The 16,236-nt window shown below is 34.3% G+C and carries 16 protein-coding genes and 1 riboswitch; of the genes, 2 read left to right on the forward strand and 14 right to left on the reverse strand.

What is annotated here, in order from left to right:
• Positions 1 to 43 precede the first annotated feature (43 nt).
• The 4 genes from rplS to rpsP all read right to left on the reverse strand — a co-directional run bounded on the left by rplS (position 44) and on the right by rpsP (position 2,233).
• Positions 44 to 394 (reverse strand): 50S ribosomal protein L19, encoded by a 351-nt coding sequence (rplS, locus tag ACP7BT_RS03045; RefSeq protein WP_002483481.1) that lies wholly within the window; start codon positions 392 to 394, stop codon positions 44 to 46.
• Between the two features lie 103 nt (positions 395 to 497).
• Entirely contained in the window at positions 498 to 1,235 is a 738-nt protein-coding gene (gene trmD / locus ACP7BT_RS03050; RefSeq protein WP_002483482.1) for a tRNA (guanosine(37)-N1)-methyltransferase TrmD, read from the reverse strand.
• Positions 1,235 to 1,741 (reverse strand): ribosome maturation factor RimM, encoded by a 507-nt coding sequence (rimM, locus tag ACP7BT_RS03055; protein WP_002483483.1) that lies wholly within the window; start codon positions 1,739 to 1,741, stop codon positions 1,235 to 1,237. Before rimM ends, trmD begins: the two co-directional genes overlap by 1 nt.
• A gap of 225 nt (positions 1,742 to 1,966) precedes the next feature.
• Positions 1,967 to 2,233 (reverse strand): 30S ribosomal protein S16, encoded by a 267-nt coding sequence (rpsP, locus tag ACP7BT_RS03060; RefSeq protein ID WP_002483484.1) that lies wholly within the window; start codon positions 2,231 to 2,233, stop codon positions 1,967 to 1,969.
• A 213-nt stretch (positions 2,234 to 2,446) separates the two neighbouring features.
• Positions 2,447 to 2,545, forward strand: a riboswitch (TPP riboswitch).
• 106 nt (positions 2,546 to 2,651) lie between these two features.
• On the opposite strand from rpsP, the gene ACP7BT_RS03065 reads away from it, so the two are divergent.
• Positions 2,652 to 3,404 (forward strand): 3-oxoacyl-ACP reductase, encoded by a 753-nt coding sequence (locus tag ACP7BT_RS03065; protein ID WP_041080443.1) that lies wholly within the window; start codon positions 2,652 to 2,654, stop codon positions 3,402 to 3,404.
• Between the two features lie 21 nt (positions 3,405 to 3,425).
• Positions 3,426 to 4,724 carry an LLM class flavin-dependent oxidoreductase gene (locus ACP7BT_RS03070; RefSeq protein ID WP_041080442.1) on the forward strand — a complete coding sequence of 433 codons (1,299 nt, stop codon included), beginning with the start codon at positions 3,426 to 3,428 and terminating at the stop codon, positions 4,722 to 4,724.
• Positions 4,725 to 4,849: 125 nt separating this feature from the next.
• Here the strand turns inward: ACP7BT_RS03070 and ffh are convergent, their stop codons facing one another.
• The 10 genes from ffh to fapR all read right to left on the reverse strand — a co-directional run bounded on the left by ffh (position 4,850) and on the right by fapR (position 16,229).
• Entirely contained in the window at positions 4,850 to 6,217 is a 1,368-nt protein-coding gene (gene ffh, locus ACP7BT_RS03075; RefSeq protein ID WP_041080441.1) for a signal recognition particle protein, read from the reverse strand.
• A 28-nt stretch (positions 6,218 to 6,245) separates the two neighbouring features.
• Complete coding sequence (locus ACP7BT_RS03080; RefSeq protein ID WP_011303280.1) at positions 6,246 to 6,578, reverse strand: putative DNA-binding protein; 333 nt, start codon at positions 6,576 to 6,578, stop codon at positions 6,246 to 6,248.
• Entirely contained in the window at positions 6,565 to 7,785 is a 1,221-nt protein-coding gene (ftsY, locus tag ACP7BT_RS03085) for a signal recognition particle-docking protein FtsY (protein WP_002483489.1), read from the reverse strand. The genes ACP7BT_RS03080 and ftsY overlap by 14 nt, the downstream gene beginning before the upstream one ends.
• A complete protein-coding gene (gene smc / locus ACP7BT_RS03090; RefSeq protein ID WP_041080439.1) occupies positions 7,782 to 11,351 on the reverse strand; it encodes a chromosome segregation protein SMC in 3,570 nt (1,189 codons plus the stop codon). Before smc ends, ftsY begins: the two co-directional genes overlap by 4 nt.
• A 244-nt stretch (positions 11,352 to 11,595) precedes the next feature.
• On the reverse strand, positions 11,596 to 12,330 hold the full coding sequence (gene rnc, locus ACP7BT_RS03095) for a ribonuclease III (RefSeq protein WP_011303283.1): 735 nt from the start codon (positions 12,328 to 12,330) through the stop codon (positions 11,596 to 11,598).
• Between the two features lie 227 nt (positions 12,331 to 12,557).
• Positions 12,558 to 12,791: an acyl carrier protein gene (locus ACP7BT_RS03100; RefSeq protein ID WP_002483492.1), complete on the reverse strand. Its 234-nt coding sequence runs from the start codon at positions 12,789 to 12,791 to the stop codon at positions 12,558 to 12,560.
• A 243-nt stretch (positions 12,792 to 13,034) separates the two neighbouring features.
• On the reverse strand, positions 13,035 to 13,769 hold the full coding sequence (fabG, locus tag ACP7BT_RS03105; RefSeq protein WP_002483493.1) for a 3-oxoacyl-[acyl-carrier-protein] reductase: 735 nt from the start codon (positions 13,767 to 13,769) through the stop codon (positions 13,035 to 13,037).
• On the reverse strand, positions 13,762 to 14,688 hold the full coding sequence (fabD, locus tag ACP7BT_RS03110; RefSeq protein ID WP_041080436.1) for an ACP S-malonyltransferase: 927 nt from the start codon (positions 14,686 to 14,688) through the stop codon (positions 13,762 to 13,764). The genes fabG and fabD overlap by 8 nt, the downstream gene beginning before the upstream one ends.
• Positions 14,681 to 15,667 carry a phosphate acyltransferase PlsX gene (gene plsX / locus ACP7BT_RS03115; protein ID WP_002483495.1) on the reverse strand — a complete coding sequence of 329 codons (987 nt, stop codon included), beginning with the start codon at positions 15,665 to 15,667 and terminating at the stop codon, positions 14,681 to 14,683. Before plsX ends, fabD begins: the two co-directional genes overlap by 8 nt.
• Positions 15,660 to 16,229, reverse strand: coding sequence for a transcription factor FapR (fapR, locus tag ACP7BT_RS03120; RefSeq protein ID WP_002483496.1), 570 nt, complete (start codon positions 16,227 to 16,229; stop codon positions 15,660 to 15,662). The genes plsX and fapR overlap by 8 nt, the downstream gene beginning before the upstream one ends.
• Between the last annotated feature and the right edge of the window lie 7 nt (positions 16,230 to 16,236).

The following is a 16,236-nucleotide window of genomic DNA, read 5'->3' on the forward strand; positions in this document are numbered from 1 at the left end:
ATTCTCATAATGAGAACCGCTTTTTATATGCTTAATATGCTGATTAACGAATTTCTTTAATTCTAGCAGCTTTACCACGTAATTCACGTAGGTAGTATAATTTAGCACGACGAACTTTACCACGACGTGGAACTTCGATTTTTTCGATTTTTGGTGTGTGTAATGGGAAAGTACGTTCCACACCTACACCTGAAGAAATCTTACGAACAGTGAAAGTTTCTGAAATACCTCCACCACGGCGTTTGATTACTACACCTTCGAATACTTGGATACGTTCACGTGTACCTTCAATAATACGTACGTGCACTTTTAAAGTGTCACCTGGACGGAATGAAGGTAAATCTGTGCGTAATTGCGATTGAGTTACTGCTTCGATTAATTTGTGATTACTCATTATTTTTTCTCTCCTTCAACCTATGTTCTTGCCTCGACAAAATATAGCAGCGGATCATAGTGATTTTTCGTGTGTCGCACACTTAAAATATGTTAGCACATTGCTAGTCTTTTTTCAATTGCTTTTTGTATCTTTCTACAATATCTTTTTCTTCAACTGTCATTGGATACCGTTCTAATAAATCTGGTCGTTTTACAAATGTACGTAGAATTTTTTGTTCATGTCGCCATCGATCAATATGAGCATGATTACCTGAAAGTAATACATCCGGTACACTCATCCCTTTATATTCTCGTGGTCTTGTATATTGTGGGAATTCTAATAAGCCATCTTGGAATGAATCATCTTCATGAGATTGTTGGTTACCTAAAACACCTGGTAATAATCTCACTATGGCGTCTGTCATCACCATTGCAGGTAATTCGCCTCCCGTTAATACATAGTCTCCCATAGAAATCTCGTCTGTAACTAAGTGTTCACGTATTCTTTCGTCATAGCCTTCGTAATGACCACAAATAAACACTACATGTTCTGATTGGCTTAGTTCATTTGCTATCGCTTGTGTAAATGGTTTGCCTTGCGGACACATTAAAATCACTCTTGTGTCATCTGTTTTTTCAATACTTTCCATTGCATTAAAAATGGGTTCAGGCTTTAATACCATGCCTTGACCACCACCAAAAGGATAATCATCCACTTGATTATGTTTATTTTCTGCAAAATGTCTAAAATCAACTGTATTGACTGTTAACATATTTTTATCTTGTGCACGCTTTAAAATGGATTGGTTTAAAACACCATTAAACATTTCTGGAAATAAAGTTAGAAAATCAATCTTCATTAATCCAACAATCCTTCCATTGGTGTAATTTGAATACGTCTACCCTCTACATCAATATCCTTAACAACATCAGCGATATATGGAATCAAGTACTCTTTGTCACCTTTAACTACCCACACGTCATTTGCGCCTGTTTCGAAAATTTCTGTAACGCGTCCAATTGGTGTATCATCGTCATCAAATACAGTGCAACCAATGATATCTGAATAATAAAATTCATGTTCACCGAGTTCTATTTCTTCATGATCTCGTTCTTGCATAATGGTTTCACCTTTTAAATATTCAATATCATTAATATTATTAATGCCTTCAAATGTCAACATATGAAGACCTTTATGCATACGATAAGAAGCAATTGTGAATTCTAATGGCTCTTTATTTTTACGTTCAATAATTACAAGCTCCCCAGGCTGAAAGCGTGTTTCTGTAAAATCTGAATTTGATTTTACTTTTATTTCTCCTTTAATACCATGTGTATTAACAATTTTACCTATCTCTACCTTCATATACGTGCCTCCACTATTATTTATCTATTAAAATTGATTATGTATGCTATGATTTGTCTTATTATTATAACATGTGAAGTTATACGCAGTGACACAAATACAATATTCATGTAATGACATTTTTAAAATATCAACTTGCTTATATTATTATCGATAATGTCTATAAAAAAAGAGTACCCTTCAAGGTACCCTTACAAATCATATATTTGTTTATTTGTCGAAATCCTATTTTTGATCGTCAAATTTCTTCAAGATGCCTTCTCTTGATAAGATATTATGAACTGTATCAGTTGGTTTCGCACCATTTTTTAACCATTTAAGTGCTAATTCTTCGTCGATTTTAACTTCAGCTGCATTCACATTGTTTGGGTTGTAAGTACCGATTTGTTCGATATTACGACCGTCACGTGGTGCACGAGCATCAGCTGCTACGATACGATAGAATGGATTTCTTTTTGAACCTAAACGTGTTAAACGTAATTTAACTGCCATTTATATTCGCTCCTTTTGTTTTCATAGTTTTTATTTTCTACAAGAAATAATAATAACAGTAATTCAATAATTTGTAAAGAGTTTCTTCTTTACCAATTTCATTATTACGCAAAATTCTTTTTCTACTTTAATTCTTGGGAAGCCACATCTCCTTAATCACCCTTAACTTGACATAATTCACTAAAAAATATACATTTAACTTAAATTACATAACAAATGCACTAGGGGTGTTTCTAACTGAGATGAGTCTGACTCAAACCCTTTGAACCTGATCTAGTTTAAACTAGCGGAGGAAAGTGTGAAGTCTAGCATATTTCAATATTTTGAAGTACTTTGATACATATGTCTATATTCATTATACACAACCTTCTTTCAGGAGCGTTGTGTATTTTTTTATAGAAAATAAGGAGTGTATAAAATGAAAAAAACTGTAATTGTAACTGGTAGCAGTCGAGGATTAGGTGCGACAATCGTGAACACATTAGCGCAACAAGGACATAACGTTGTCATAAACTATCACAACAGCAGACAAGCTGCACAACAACTTGTAGATGAAATTGGAACTCATCAATCAATCGCTATCCAAGCAGATGTTACAAAACGCAATGAAATAGACGCGTTAGTTGAGAAAGCTACGCAATATTTTGGTCACATAGATGCTATAGTCAATAATGCACTTGTTGGCTTTAAATTTGACCCTGTTCAACAACAAGCATTTGTTGACCTTACATGGGAGGATTATCAACAACAAATTGATGGTACATTGAAAGCTGCTTTTAATTTGTGTCAAAGTGTTATACCTCAATTCATCGAAAGACAAAATGGCCATATCATTTCAATTGGTACAAATTTATTTCAAAATCCTGTCGTCCCTTATCATGAATATACAACAGCTAAAGCTGGTTTGATTGGTTTTTCACGCAATTTAGCTGCAGAATTAGGTCAATATGGTATCACGTCTAATGTCGTTTCTGGCGGCTTATTAAAGACAACGGATGCAAGTGCAAGTACCACTACTGAAGTATTCGATTTAATTGCTCAAACCACTCCAATAAAAAAGGTAACCGCACCACAAGATGTTGCTAATATGGTTGCATATCTCTTATCAGATGAAGCAAATGGCATCACAGGTCAAAATTTTACAGTCGACGGTGGCTTAACAATGAACTAATAAGGAGGACTGAGTCATTCAATGACACAAGCACAACATTTAAACATCGGTGTACTTATCTATGCTTGTGGCCATCATCAGGCTGCATGGCGTATGCCACATTCAAGCATTGAGCGTATTGGTGATATTACTTATTATCAATCATTAGCAAGAACTGCAGAACAAGGCTTATTTGATGCCATATTTTTTGCTGACAATCAATCTTTTCCAGCTAGTTCGAAAAGTGATATGCCTGCATTTTGGTTTGATCCCCTCGTTAATTTAGCAGCAATATCACAAGTTACACAACATGTGGGCCTAGTTGCTACGATATCTAGTACATTCTCCAATCCATTCACAGCTGCTAGACAACTACTCAGTCTAGACCATATGAGTCAAGGTCGTGCTGGTTGGAATTTAGTAACGTCAATGACTGATATGGAAGCTGCTAATCATAGTATGGACCATTTACCTGAACACGAGGAACGCTATAAAAAAGCAGATGAATTTGCACAAGTGATGAATCGTTTACTCGAATCATGGTCAGTGGATGACTTTTTACACGATAAAGAAGATAATAAGTTAATCAATCCATCAGCAATCAACGCTATTAATCATGAAGGAGAACATTTCAATGTCCGTGGACCTTTAACAACCCCAAGTAGCCCTCAAGAGAAACCCATTGCAATGCAAGCGGGCGCCTCCGATCCTGGTATCGCATTAGCAACTAAATATGCTGATGCAGTTTATGCTGTTGCTTGGAATTTCAATCAAGCTAGCGCTTTCAAGAACAAATTAAATCAAAAATTGATACAAGAAGGTAAGCCCATAGATAGTTTGAAAGTATTTCCTGGATTAGTTACATATGTCGGACAAACTTATGAAGAAGCTTATGCAAAAAAACAAAAACTCGATGAATCTTTAGAAGTTGATACCGCTTTAAATCAATTAGCCTTTTTTATTCGTCAAAATTGCCATAGCTGGGATTTGGATGAACCGGTACCACCATTATCACCTGTCGAATCTTTTAAAGGACCTAAAGGACGCTATCAAACTGTGCTAGAAATCATTAAAGATAAAAATCCAACATTACGTGAGTTATTAGGTTATTTAAGTGCTGGAGGTGGGCATTTAACACTCATCGGAACACCAAAGGATATTGTAGATGAAATGGAACGCTGGTTTGACGCGGGTGTTGCGGATGGTTTTAACTTAATGCCTCCAGAATTTCCAAATAGTTTAGAAGATTTTGTCGATGATGTTGTGCCTGAATTACAAAAACGTGGATTGTATCGTACTGAATACGAAGGTACAACATTTAGAGAAAATATTGGAATTTAATAGTGATTCAACATCGTACGCTTTCTATTAGTTTATAGATTGGATATAGCACAAAAAAAGTAGTAATCCACGACTCTGCTGTGGATTACTACTTTTTAATTATTACTCAATTTAAGAAACACATTTTAAAACGGTAAATTCATACCATTCATCATATTTTCCATCTGTTTACGTTTTCCTTTTTTACCTTTGCCGCCACCGGAAAATTGTTTCATCATTTTCTTCATATCATTGAATTGTTTCATCAATCTGTTAACTTCTTGAACTGAACGTCCTGAGCCTTTAGCGATACGTTTTTTTCGAGATACATTTAAAGTATCTGGATCGTTACGTTCACTTGGTGTCATGGATTGTATAATTGCTTTAATATGATCGATTTGCTTTTCATTCATATTAAGTTTATCGATACCTTTCATCTTGTTCATACCCGGTATCATTTTCATAATATCATCTAAAGGACCAAGATTTTTCACTTGATCAAGTTGTTCTAAAAAGTCATCTAAAGTGAAGGAAGACGTGCGCATTTTCTTTTCTAAATCTTTTGCTTTGTCTTCATCTACATCTTGTTGTGCTTTTTCTATTAGACTTAGTACGTCACCCATACCGAGAATGCGAGATGCCATACGTTCAGGGTGGAATGGTTCTAAACCGTCTAATTTTTCACTCATACCAACAAATTTAATTGGTTTTTGAGTTACGGATCTAATGGATAACGCAGCACCACCGCGCGTATCACCATCGAGTTTAGTTAGCGTTACACCAGATACCTCTAATTGTTCATCAAAGGATTGTGCAACATTAACTGCATCTTGACCTGTCATTGCATCCACGACAAGCATGATTTCATGAGGTTTTGTGATTTCTTTAACATCACTTAACTCTTGCATTAATGCTTCATCAACGTGTAAACGACCTGCTGTATCAATAATAACAAAGTCTAAATGTTCTTCTTTAGCATGCTTAATTGCATTTTCTACAATTTGCTGCGGTTTGACTTGGTCACCTTCGCTATAAACTGGTATATCAATCTGTTTACCAACTGTTTGCAATTGATCTATTGCAGCCGGACGATAAATATCAGCAGCTACCAGCATAGGTTTTTTATTGTATTTTTTACGCATTAATAATGCGAGTTTACCTGCAGTTGTTGTTTTTCCGGCACCTTGTAAACCAACCATCATCACAACAGTAGGTGGTTTATTTGCCATCGTAATTGTTGAATTTTCCCCACCCATTAATTGGGTAAGTTCTTCTTGAACAATTTTAATCACTTGTTGTCCAGGTGTTAATGATTTCATAACATCTGAACCTAAAGCTCTATCTGATACAGTTTTGACAAAATCCTTTACAACTTTAAAGTTAACATCGGCTTCTAATAATGCGAGTCTAACTTCACGCATCATTAGCTTAATGTCTGCTTCTGTCACTTTACCTTTACCACGGATTTTTTGCATCGTTCCTTGTAAACGATCGGATAATCCTTCAAATGCCATATCAAATACCCTCCTTTTTGTTCTCTAATTAATCTAAATCTTCAAGTGCTTGAATATATTTTTTTATTTGTTCTGGATCATTAATATGTTGTTTTATTTGTTCATATAAGTTCTGTCTTTGTTCAAAATTTCGATATAATCCCAATTTTTCCTCATAATCTTCCACTAAATCGCCAGTTCTTCTTATGTTATCATACACTGCTTGGCGACTCACATCAAATGTATTAGCTATCTCACTCAATGAATAGTCTTGCAGGTAAAATAATTCTAAATAATTTCTTTGCTTCTTAGTGAGCAAGGCTTGATAAAAATCAAACAAGTAATTCATACGAATTGTTTTTATTAAATCATTTTGACTCATCAGATTGACCTTCAATTTCGTTCGATTGTTCATCAGTTACATCATCGACTTCTTCTACATTTTGCTCTATCATATCAGCAAACAGACCATATACATAACTTTCAGGATTGAATGGTTGCAAGTCATCTAATTTTTCACCTAAGCCAACATATTTAACTGGTATGTGCAATTCATTACGTATCGCTAATACAATACCACCTTTAGCAGTTCCATCTAGTTTAGTTAACACAATCCCTGTTACATTAGTCACTTCTTTAAACGATTTAGCTTGTGATAAGGCATTTTGTCCAGTTGTTGCGTCTAAACATAACAGTACTTCATGTGGTGCTTCAGGTACTGCACGGCTGATAACACGTTTTACTTTTTCTAATTCATTCATCAGATTAGATTTGTTTTGTAGACGACCCGCTGTATCACAAATTAAAATATCAATGCCTTTACTTTTCGCTGCATTAATTGCATCGTACATCACAGCAGCAGGATCTGAACCTTCATTTTGACTCATAACATCAACGCCAACGCGTTCTCCCCATACTTTTAACTGTTGGATTGCGCCTGCTCTGAAAGTGTCACCTGCAGCAAGCATAACTTTTTTACCTTCAGCTTGGTAACGATGAGCCAACTTACCAATTGTAGTTGTTTTACCTACGCCATTTACACCAACCATTAAAATAACATTCAGACCTTCGTTTTCTATATTCATGACTTCTGAGTGTTCATCATCTTGATGGTATATTTCAACAATTTTTTCTACGATAACCTCACGTAAATCTTCTGTTTCGGATATATTACGTTTTTGTGCTTCTTCTCTTAATTCTTCAACTAACTGCATAACTGTATTAAAACCAACATCTGCAGTAATTAACATTTCTTCTAATGCTTCAAAGAATTCTTCATCTACTTTACGGTAACGTGCGATTAAGTTGTTTAGTTGTGCTTGGAAATTTTCTCTTGATTTTTCTAAACCTGCTCTAAATTTCGCACCTAATTGTTGTGCCTCTATCTCTTCAAAATCCTCTATAGAAATTAGACCATCATCATCAAAATCGGCTTCTTTTAATTTTTTAGGTTTTTTCTTTGGTTCGTCTTCTTTCGTTTGATCCGTATCTTGTTGTTCTAATTCAGGTAATTGCTCTAAATCTTCTTGCTTATTTTCCGCTTCTGATGAAGAAGCAAATTTATCTTTTAACCGTTTGAAAAAGCTCATACTTGTTCCTCCTTAATGACTTCATCAATTGTATTTAAATTAACACTCACTAATTTAGATACGCCAGATTCTTGCATCGTCACACCATATAATCTATCTGAAAATTCCATTGTGCCTTTACGATGTGTAATAACTATAAATTGAGTCTGATCTGATAATTCTTTTAAGTATTGCGCGTAACGTATTACATTAGCTTCATCTAAAGCGGCTTCAACTTCATCTAAAATTACAAATGGTGCTGAGCGTACTTTAAGTATGGCAAATAATAATGCGATAGCACTTAGTGCTCTTTCCCCACCACTTAATAACGATAAGTGCTGTAGTTTTTTACCAGGTGGTTGCACAATAATATCCACACCCGCTGATAAATAATCATCATCAGTAAGGCGTAGTTCTGCTTGTCCGCCACCAAAAAGAGATTTAAACACATCAGCAAAGTGGCCTTGTACTGCATGGAACGTTTCTTTAAAACGATCTTTTACTTCTTGATCCATTTCATCAATCAATTGTTCTAAAGTTAATTTAGCTGCTCTTAAATCAGCACGTTGTTCATCTAAAAACGTATAGCGCGTATTAATTTCTTCAAATTGCTCAATTGCATTCAAATTAACAGGCCCTAGTTCTTCTATTGACATTTTTGTTAATTTTACTTTTTTACGTAATACATCAATCGCTTCATCTAATTCATATAATTCACTTGCACGTTCATAAGTTAAATGATAATCATCGCTCAAATGGTCAATCGCATGATTGATTAACACATCCAAACGTGACTGTTCTGCCTTGATATCTTGATAGCGATTTTCAATAGATAATATATCTTGGTTAGCCTCTTGAAGTTTTTGATCTGTCTCTTCAATTGTATCATTCAATTCTAGTCTGCGCGATTTAACGTCTTCTATATCAACAGTAAGTTTTTCTTTAGTAACCTTACTTTGTTCAATATGACTTTGAATCGTTTCAAATGCTTTTTCCCCAGTCATTTCATCTGAGTTAAATAATTTAATTTGCTCATCCAATTTTTCTTGTTGCTTCTCTACACTTTCCAATTGTTTAGTGATTTTTGTAAGAGATTGTTTTTGGGCATTTAAACGTTCTTTTACGACAGCTAAATCTGACTGTTTTTGATGTAATTGTTGTTGGGTTTGAGTGGTGCTTGCTTTACCTTCTTTTGATAATTTAGTGTAAAGATTGATGTCTTCTTCAAGTTTAAGTAATTGCGCTTTAATTTGGTCAAGTCTTTGTTTCTTTTCTGTTAACGTCTGCTTACTTGTTTCACTTTGATAACCATCATTTTTTTCGAATTCAAATTCTTCATGTTCATCTTTCAAATGTGCTTCACTTTTTCTCAAACGGTCTAATTCTAATTCAAAATCATGTAATCTTTGTTTTGCAGAATTATATTGTTGACTTGTTTCAAAATAATTTTCACTAATTTGATCTGACGCTTCTTTAATTGCTTGAAATTGCTTTTCGAATTCAATGGTTTGTTGTTGATAGTCTTCTAGTTGTGCTCGCATTTTAGCTAGATCATCTTTTTGTGCCAATATGCTTTTAGTTTTACGATCACCACCACCAGTCATCGATCCACCTGGGTTAACGATATCGCCCTCGAGCGTAACAATTCTAGTGCGATAACGAATTTTTCTTGCTAACTCATTTGCATTTTTTAATTCATCGACAATAATGGTGTTTCCTAATAAATTTTGTAATACATTCTGATAATCTGAATCGACTTGGATAGCCTCTGATGCAATATTAATGAATCCTTGGGACGTTTTTGCAGAATTTAAAATATCATTCGCAATATGTCTTGGTTGTATCACATTTAAAGGTAAAAAGGTCGCTCTACCCAATCCATTTTGTTTAAGATATTGAATCGCTTGTCTGCCATCTTTTTCAGAATCTACTATTACATGTTGTAAAGAGGCGCCTAAAGCTATTTCAATCGCTTTTGTTAAATCAGAAGGTACTTGAATAACTTCAGCAACTGCCCCTCGTATACCTGTAAGTTGTTTGTTTTTAGCTTTCAGAATATGCTTTACACCATTAAAAAAGTAACTATATTCTTCTTGTTGTGTTGCCGCACTATCAATACGAGACTTTAACTTTTCATTAAAACGATATGCTTGATGTAATTTTTCTTCATATTCACTACGTTGTTGTTTTAGTTGTGTTAATTTACGTTCGTATTCATTCAATTGTTGTTCTGCGTTTTTCAGTTCTTTTTTCGTTGTTGTGCTTTGCTTTTCTGCCTCATTAATATCAGATTGAATATGCTTTAATTGTTCATACGCCTCTACTAACCTTGAATCTAAACGTGATTGTTTTGATTCATTTTCCTGTATCGTATGTTCTAAAAAGCGAATATCATTATTTACATCTGATTGTTCAGACATAAGTTGATAATATTCATCTTTAATGGTTTCAAGTTTTTCATCATGTTGTTCATCAGTAACATACAATTGTGATTCTAAATATTGCACTTTTTCATTTAATTCTTTTTGTTGGGCTTTTAATCTATCGATTTCTAACTGAACTTCTGTCTTCTCTTTATTTAAATTCTCAGCTTGATTTAATAGACTTTCTTGTTCTTCTTCAAAGCGTGCATTCGTTTCCGATTGATTTCTTTTTCGTTCTTCCAATACATTGAGCTGTCCTGTGAATTTTTCTACTTCTTCAGTTGCTTTGACCAACTCGAAATTTAATGACTCGATGCGTGTATCTAATTGTTGTCTTTCAGCTTTATATTTATTTAAAGATTGTGTATGTTGTACTTTTTCAGCATCCTTTGTTGCCTGCTGACTTTTTAAATGGTTTAAATTATCATCTAATTCATTAATATTGTCACTATATTGTTTTATATCATGGACCGTTACTAAGACGTCACTTTTTTCCATTTCTTTGGATAAGTGTTTGTATTCTTTTGCAATCGCGGCTTCTTCACGTAATGGTTCTACACGACCTTCTAAGTCATAAAGTATATCTTCTACGCGTGACAAATTATCTTCTGTTTGATCCAATTTTTGAACAGAAGTTGCTTTTCTTTTTTTATATTTTAAAACTCCAGCAGATTCTTCTAATATTTGCCTTCTATCTATAGGCTTAGCATTTAATATTTCGTCTACACGTCCTTGCGAAATAATACTGAACGCTTCTTTTCCTAACCCTGAATCTAAAAATAAATCAATGATATCTTTCAATCTTGCTCTATCATTATTCAAATAATATTCACTTTCGCCACTTCGATACAAACGACGTGTAACTGTTACTTCAGTTGAATCAACTTGTAACTTTCCAGAACTATTCTCTAATTTCAATTTTACTTCTGCATAATTTTGAGCTTTTCTATGCTCGGCGCCTGAAAATATAATATCTTCCATTTTGGCGCCACGTAATGATTTAGCTGACTGTTCACCTAACACCCATTTTATCGCATCAGTAATATTACTTTTACCGCTACCATTAGGTCCAACAATTGCTGTTACACCTTCATCAAATTGGACATTTGTATGTTCAGCAAATGACTTAAAACCAAAGGCATCTATAGATTTTAAATAAACCATACTATTCTCCTTTAAAATATTCCTGACTGTTCTACAGCACGGGAATGAAATGGCTAATTCATTTTAACTTCATTCGCCATTCATAACACTTATTCCATCTTATTATGATTAACTTAATTATTTAATCTTAGCTGTATATTTAAAAACGCAATTTTTAATTATATAAATGCTATGTCATCATTAATCATACTTATAACTATGATATTTCCATCTAGTGAATCATGATGTTTAAACGCATCCAATGTTAAGCGTTTTTATTTTTCAATATTTTATATGCACGTTCTGCAGCTTTTTGTTCAGATTCTTTTTTTGTTTTACCTTTACCTTCTGCTACGGCATCTTCTTCTAGAATCACTTCAGAAGTAAAAAGACGATGGTGCGCCGGTCCTTCTTCATTTATCAGACGATATGTGACATCTCCCTTATTTTGTCTATGCACATATTCTTGAAATTGCGTCTTAAAGTCTACAACACCGTCCAATTCATCATCTTCCACATATGGGAAAATGATTTGTTCAGAAAATTGCCAGACTGCCTCTAATCCTTGGTCTAAATACAACGCTCCGACAAATGCTTCAAACGCATCGGATACAAGTGAAGGTCGTGTTCTACCACCTGTCTTTTCTTCGCCTTTACCTAATAAAATTAAATCGTTGAGCTGAATTTTATTCGCAAATATTACAAGTGAGGGCTCACAAACAATTGTTGCACGCATTTTAGTCAAATTACCTTCAGGCAATTCTGGGTATTTATCAAATAAATAGCGTGAAACCGTCAATTCTAATACCGCATCTCCTAAAAATTCTAATCGCTCATTGTGGTCAAGCCTGTTCATATTAAAGTCATTGATAAAGCTTGAATGAGAAAAAGCTTGTTGATATAAATCTACTCGGTTAAAATCTAAATTTAATTCTTGCATCTTTTTTTCAAACTTATTTTGGAATGTTTGTACCATTTCTTTCTTTTTTTGATTGGTCAATCTAGTTCCTCCTCAGAAATAGCGCTAGGATTCTGTATACCTTTATATTTTACGTGAAATCACATCAAAACTAAAGAAAAAACTGTTGTTTTTCGCATGTAAAACAGCGACAAGTCATGGATGTAGTTAATATCGAAGGTACAAAAAATCATGCGTTAAGATTCATTGATTCTATCAAAAAAACAAAAAATCTGAGCCGTAATGACAACGACTCAGATATTTGTTTATTATTTTTCAATACTGTTGATAAATTTAACTGCGTCACCAACTGTGTTGATTTTTTCAGCTTCTTCATCAGGAATTTCAGTACCAAATTCATCTTCTAATTCCATAACTAATTCAGCGATATCAAGTGAGTCAGCGCCTAAATCATCTTTGAAAGATGCATCTTCAGTTACTTTTTCAGCGTCAACACCTAAACGGTCAACGATGATATCTTTTACTTTGTCGAAGTTTTCCACGTCGATTCACCTCCTTTAAAAGTCTATTGATAGACTTTTATATTTTCCCATTTTATCAATTGAAATACAAGTAGTATTTCAATTGATACACTAGAAATACACATAATCTACTAAATTTGACAATTATACCGTATCATGACGCATGTGTCAGACATCCAAAATGACATTTTACTTAAAAAATATAATCAGTCATACCACTATTGTTTAAAAGCTTGTAGCGATGATTATTTTTTCTAAATCAACTTACATGTACATGCCGCCATTGACATGAATCGTTTGTCCAGTAATATATTTTGCTTTCTCTGAAGCTAAAAACGCTACAGTATTGGCTATATCAGAATCTTCACCAAATTTAGCTAATGGAATTTGTTCTAACATTTGTGCTTTGAGTTCCTCACTTAAAGCATCTGTCATATCAGAAACAATAAAACCAGGTGCTACAGCATTCACTGTAATATTTCTAGAAGCTAACTCTCTAGCTGCTGATTTAGTCAATCCAATTACACCCGCTTTTGTAGCAACATAGTTAGCTTGTCCAGGATTACCTACTGCACCCACGACACTTGATAAGTTAATAATTGAGCCACTCTTTTGTCTTAACATTTGTGGTGTTACTTTTTGAATACAATTAAATACACCTTTTAAATTTGTATCAATGACATCGTCCCATTCTTGTTCTTTCATTCTCATTAATAAATTATCGCGTGTGATACCTGCATTATTAACAAGCACATCTACTGAACCAAATTGGCTAACGACTTCTTTAATCATCGCTTTAACTTCGTCACCATTTGCAACGTTTGCTTGAATTGCAAAAGCTTCAACGCCTTTAGCTTTGATTTCTTCCACAACAGCGTCTGCTTTTTCTTTATTTCCAGCATAGTTCACTGCAACTTTATAGCCTTCTTCCGCTAATTGTATAGCAATACTGCGTCCTATTCCTCTTGAAGCACCTGTAACCAATGCACTTTTAGTCATTTTCATTCCAACCTTTCACATCTTCTAATGTTTGAATTGAGGTAACTTTTACATTTTTATTAATTTTTCTAATTAATCCTGAAAGTACTTTACCAGGACCAATTTCGATGAAATGATCAACACCTTGTTCAATTAACCACTCTGTAGAATCAATAAATTGCACTGGTGAATATAATTGTTCAATCATATGCGCTTTAATTACATTTGCATCTGTTTCACCTTGTGCATGCACATTTTGTACAACCGGGAATTGAGCATCAGACCACTCAAACTGGTCAATAAACTCTGCAAAATCATCTTTGATAACTTGCATCATTGATGAATGGAATGGACCTGAAACTGCTAATGGCATTACACGTTTAGCACCTAGCGATTTCCCTTCTTCAACTAACTGATCAATCAATGATTTATGGCCAGATACAACAATTTGACCCGGTGAATTGATATTAGCTGGTTCAATAATTTCACTCTCTGTAGAAAGCTGTTTACAAATTGCGTCAACCGCTTCATAATCCAGTCCAAGTACGGCTGCCATACTACCCACACCATCTGGAAAGGCTTCTGCCATAAGTTGACCACGTTTTCTTACAATTTTTACTGCATCTTCAAATTTCAATACACCACTTGCAACTAAACTCACATATTCCCCCAGACTATGTCCCATAGTATAATCTGCATTTAAATCATTAAGGGCGTTTAATAAAGCTGAACTATGCGTTAATAAAGCTGGTTGCGTATTTTCTGTTTGGCCTAACTTTGCTTCTTTATCTGTAAACATCGTTTCTAAAATATCAAAATCCACAGCATTTTGGGCTTGATTTAAAATTGTAGTCGCTGCTTCATTATGTTCGTATAAATCATTCGCCATACCAACTTTTTGAGAACCTTGACCTGGAAAGATAATTGCCGTTTTACTCATTTTCTGTACCCACCGTTTCTTTCATTGTTTTCACAATTTCTTGTTCACCAGCAATTTTTGCCTGACGAATTGCAGAATAGAATGCTTTTGCACTTGAACTGCCATGTGCTTTTACTACCGTACCATTTAATCCTAACAATACTGAACCACCATATTCTGCATAATCCATTTTTGTCATTAAACCGTTCAAGTCTTTGCGTAAAATCAGTGCTGCCATTTTATTTTTAAAACTACTTAACAGTGTAGATTTAAACATTTTACCCATTGCTTTTGCAACACCTTCTAGATTTTTAAGAATCATATTACCTGTATAGCCATCAGTGACTACAACATCAGCAACATCATTCATTAAACCTTTCGCTTCGACATTACCTGTAAAGTTAAAATCATGTTGATCTTCCATTAAACGGTATGCTTTCTTAGTTAAACTATTACCTTTCGCTGCTTCTGTACCAATATTTAACAAGCTTACAGATGGTTCAGCAATACCTCTAATTTTTTGAGCGTAAATATTACCCAACTGAGCATATTGCAATAAATGTTCTGCTTTTGCATCAGCATTAGCACCTACATCCATAAATACAAAACCTTTACCTGATACAGTCGGTAGCGTAACAACCAATGCAGGTCGTTCTACACCTTTAATACGACCAACGATGAATAGTCCAGCAGACATCAGTGCGCCAGTATTACCAGCAGAAACACATCCATCGGCTTCACCCGACTTAACTGCTTCAGCCATACGCGCCATAGAGCTGTCTTTTTTACGTTTAATTGCTCTTACTGGTTCATCATCCATCGTGATAGATTCCGTACAGTGACGCACTTCTACACGATCATGTTCTAATGTACATTGCGATGAATCTCCAAATAAAATTATTTCTAAATCTTTAAAATCATTAACCGCTTTTTCAACAGCTTCCAAAACGATTCCAGGTGCATCATCTCCACCCATCATATCAATCGCTAATTTAACCATTTTGTTCATCCTCACTTGTATAATACATTTTGAAAGTTCCCTTAAAAACGAGCGTATCTTTTACATATGATCGCACTTTTATCGTATAAAATTTATCTGTAATTTCAATAGTTTGTGCATCAGCACGTACCGTTTCATTTAATTTTACTGTTTTTATAAATGTTACATTACTATCTCTTGTTAAAACAACTGGTTTATGTATCAGTGCCACACACAGGGAGTTTGCTTGTGCGAACAATACATGTCCTCTAGCAATTTTATTTCTAGTAAACACAGATTCTTCGTCTATTCTTATAATTGAAGTGGCAGTTTGATCAGGTTGTACATTGATTACATCCCCAATAATTTCACTACCTTCTATAGAGCGAATACTTTCGTAATTTTCTTTTGCAACAGTTTTAATGCGTGTTCTTAGCTCAGGAATATTTAAATGTGTACGATCAAGTCTAATCGTTTGAATACTCACCGAGAACAACACACTTAAATCTAAGTCAGTAATAAAAGGATTTTTCTCTATTTCTTTTTTTATTTCATTACGTCGTTCTTGTTTTTTTAATTTCATCGCATTC

Origin of the sequence: Staphylococcus sp. Y174-1 (genome assembly GCF_049897865.1) — a bacterium.
Lineage (GTDB): Bacteria > Bacillota > Bacilli > Staphylococcales > Staphylococcaceae > Staphylococcus > Staphylococcus saprophyticus.